Origin of the sequence: Blastococcus saxobsidens (assembly GCF_010682065.1) — a bacterium.
GTDB lineage: Bacteria > Actinomycetota > Actinomycetes > Mycobacteriales > Geodermatophilaceae > Blastococcus > Blastococcus saxobsidens_B.
Genome location: NZ_JAAGWG010000059.1, coordinates 1 through 3,420 on the forward strand (window position 1 = coordinate 1; position 3,420 = coordinate 3,420).

Here is a 3,420-nt window from a genome sequence, read left to right on the forward strand (position 1 = left end):
CTACGCTCAACAACCGACCCTGACAACGGCCGGGGTCACAGACAGCTGAGTCTCCGGACTTGCCGGGGCGGTTCAGATCGTCGACGCGGCGTAGCGACTGGACCGACGAGTCCTGCCCCGAGGGTCACCAGCAGTAGGCCCACCTGCCGGCAGACCTTGCGCGCCGTGGGAGCCCGCGACGCAACGACCCGTCATCGGGCACCCTGGGTGGCATGACCCGAGCACTGCGGTTGGGCGGCATAGAGATTGCACCCCGCCAGGCCATCCCGGTGCGAGCTGGCGACCAGCCGTTCACCGGCTACCTGCCGGCGGGGCTGGGGCACGCGGTCCCCGACGAGGGGTGGCCGGCTGGGTATCTGGGCCCAGCCATGTCCTTGTGCGACGAGGTGGTGACCGTCATCTCGGACATGCCGTGGATCGACCTGGGTCCCGCCCAGAGCTGCCCTCGCTGCGCCTTGCTGGCGTCGGAGTGGACGGTGCAGCAGGATGACCGTGGCTGACCAGGCGACGGTTGGGTGGCCGCAGGCAGTGCGGGTTCAGCCCGGCTGACGGCCCGGGTGAACCCGGATGCCGCCCTTCGACGACGGTCGCCGAGCAATATGCATCTGCAATCTTGTCGGGCATGGCGGAAGATACAGGGATGGCGGCACTCACTTGGCGCTGTCGAACATGATTTCACGCGTCCGTATCGGTTCACAACAAAAACCGTCGCGGTTGGCGTCGCCGACCGAGCGCCCTCTGTTTGGTGCTCATCGACCACTGCGACCGCTGCGGGTGCTTGCCGACAGTGAGCTGCTGCCGCAAGATTTCGAGTGGTCAAAGCTTGGGTTGCTTACGGGGTTGCTGACCCATGAACTTATTGAGACTTACCGCTTTGCGGATGAAGGCCCGCCCGATGACGAGCCGCGCCTGGAAGACCTGCACGGCGTCAGTGGGGATCGGTGGGTGAAAGGCTGGGCGATACTTGGCGACCACGACCCTGCGTACGACGCATGGCCCGTGTATTGGGCCGATGAGCATAGTCGGACGGAGGGCAGCGTCTGGGGCAATGCCCACGAGGCTGCCGCCCGGCATACCGACAGCACCGCATATCTGCGTGAAACGCCAGACAACGCTGCCGAGCTGCGTAGGCGGGACGCGGTTGCAGCCGGTGTAGCTGAGTCAGTGCAGGCTGACCTGTACATCACGCGCCGTGAGTACTTGCATTCCCTAAACTGGTCGCTAGCTTCAGATGTGACCTTCATGACGCCCGAACAGGCTTTGCCGTTTATTGGACTTTATCTGCGCGCCCAAGGCGAGTTCTACGTCATGCGTTGGAAGGGTGGTAGTCACACGGTCAACCGCGGGTTGTTCTACCTGATTGGGGCTCGGGAAATCTTGCCAGGATCGTGGCGCTGGTTCGCGGGCTGCGCGCAGCACAGTAGCGCCGCAGGCACGGACCGCCTGCTACACCTCGGACAATCAGCACTGCAGCGAGTCGATCGGGTTTTGGAGTTGCGCGACCAGGTGCATCGAGCGCTGAATCAGCCGCAGGACAACGATGTTGCGGACGACGCGCTCGTGGCCTTCGATAGTGCGCTCGTCTTTCTAGTCGGAGCGCTCGACGCGGTCGCGCGGGTGGCCCACCAGGTTCTCGGGATCGCTGGCAGTGCTCGTGACGTCGGCTGGCGTCGGGAGCGTTGGCTGAAGAAGACAGCCACGGCTGCACCAGACCTGGCGGGCCTGGTCGAAGCTGGAACGCCAGGTGCAGCAGTGCTCACAGTCTTGGGCACCCTGCGTAATACCGTCCACAGTGCGGGGCTCGCGCATGTTGGGATTGCGACAGCCCGTATGGAGCGCCAACGAACGCTGATCAACCTGTCATCAGGAGTGGAGGGCGACGAGCTGGTGGCACTGCTTGACGCCATGGACCTGCTAGGCGGGCGCGCCGACTGGGGCGTTGAGGAGCTTGTCCCCGGGTTGCACTTCGTCGATTCGGGCAGGTTGCTTGACCGGCTTGTCGCCGAGGCTGTAAAGCTCATGAACGAGCTGATGGCGGCAACCCCCTTGGAGCAACTGTCCGGGGTAACCCTGACGCGCGAGCAGTGCCGGCCGCCAGCCGCTCCGCGGGGTACGTTCAGCGAGCGAAATAGGGAAAGTATCCGTTGGCAGTTAGGTCTTTGAAGCGATGAGGTACTCCCTCAGCCTGCGCGTGATCGCCGCTTAGGCGCCGTAGCCGTAGTGCGCAGCCGTCGTTGCGGCAGCCCGCTCAATCTCGTCGCCCGTCACCTCCGGTAATTCCGTGGGGCGCGTGTATTGGGCCATCCACGCGTGTCGTCGCACCCGCGGGAACCCGTTTGAGGCTGCTCGTGTGCTGTGAAATCCTCGCGAGATGACCGCATAATTTTGGGCGGCCTCGTAGGCCGCCCTTGCGGGAAGCCCTCGTTGGCGAAGGAGATGGCGAAGGCGACGCACGAAGAACACGCGGTTGTCGAGGGCGTACAGCAGGTGGGCGGCATGCTCGGGGTTCGCGCGTACTGAGTCTGGGAGTGGATGCCACAGGTCGTCGGCCAACTGGTAGAGCGACAGCGGCCTCGTCAACCCGTCGTCCGGTCCACACTCGACCTGGAGCTCAAAGCTCGATTCCGTGGCGTCGATCCAAGAGACGTGGAGTGACTGTACCTGTACGTCGTCGATAATGATGCCGCCTGGACCGCAAAGCCCATCGTTAAGCAACTTAGCAAAATTGTCCACGTCCGCCCCGATGTCCGATTCCCAGCGAGCCTGTTCGTCAACCAGCAGACGCCAAGTGATCGCGACCTCGTCGGTCAGTATGAAGCCATACTGTTGCAACTCATCTCGCATGCGCCTCTTGAAAGCAGCCTGCTGCTCGCCGCCGCTGCCGTAGTGGAGCGGGTCAAAGCGGAATTCATGACGCATGCTGCCGGTGTCGGGGCGCCAGCCGGGGTCGATGGGTCCAGTCACGAGACAACACAACCGCACGGACTAGTCGAACGCATCCCCGCGGTGTTGGACAAGCGTTGCGAGCGCAGGCTGGGGGACGGAGCGAGACCTATGAAAGTAGGGTTAGCAACCAGTTCCACTCCCGCGCCTTGGTCTCGGATTCCGCTGGCTGCCGGTCCTCTCCAGCCTGTCGCTGGGCCCCGGTCGTTCTTCAGGTGAGGTCGTTCGCTGTGCCGGCGACTCCGCTCGGAGCCGGAGGTCGTCTGAGCGGAGGACTGGAGCTCTGAGCCTGGCGAGGACGACGTCGGTCGGGGTCAGGGTTTGCCGTCGTCGTCCGCGTCAGCGGATGACGACGACCTGTATTCCGAGGCGTTCCGGCCCTCCGGATTTCTCTAGTTCCCCTAGCTGTTGTGGGTCATGAGGTTGGTGACGGCGGGCCGGTAGGCGCCGAGACGTAGGACGGGTCCCCGGCGGCAG

3 protein-coding genes are annotated in these 3,420 nt (G+C 64.1%); 2 read left to right on the top strand and 1 reads right to left on the bottom strand.

The genetic code is table 11. The features are described 5' to 3' along the window. Nucleotides 1–212 precede the first annotated feature (212 nt). Nucleotides 213–500 carry a hypothetical protein gene (locus tag GCU60_RS19595; RefSeq protein WP_163208310.1) on the top strand — a complete coding sequence of 96 codons (288 nt, stop codon included), beginning with the start codon at nt 213–215 and terminating at the stop codon, nt 498–500. A 154-nt stretch (nt 501–654) separates the two neighbouring features. Further along, the gene (locus GCU60_RS19600) at nt 655–2,163 is read left to right on the top strand and encodes a hypothetical protein (RefSeq protein ID WP_163208312.1); all 1,509 of its coding nucleotides are present in this window, start codon (nt 655–657) and stop codon (nt 2,161–2,163) included. Between the two features lie 39 nt (nt 2,164–2,202). Here GCU60_RS19600 and GCU60_RS19605 read toward each other — a convergent pair whose 3' ends face one another. Next, nucleotides 2,203–2,964, bottom strand: coding sequence for a RusA family crossover junction endodeoxyribonuclease (locus GCU60_RS19605; RefSeq protein WP_163208314.1), 762 nt, complete (start codon nt 2,962–2,964; stop codon nt 2,203–2,205). Between the last annotated feature and the right edge of the window lie 456 nt (nt 2,965–3,420).

What these genes read in the sequence shown, in the direction of transcription:
- GCU60_RS19595 (WP_163208310.1), top strand. Translation starts at nt 213, where the DNA reads ATGACCCGAGCACTGCGGTTGGGCGGCATAGAGATTGCACCCCGCCAG.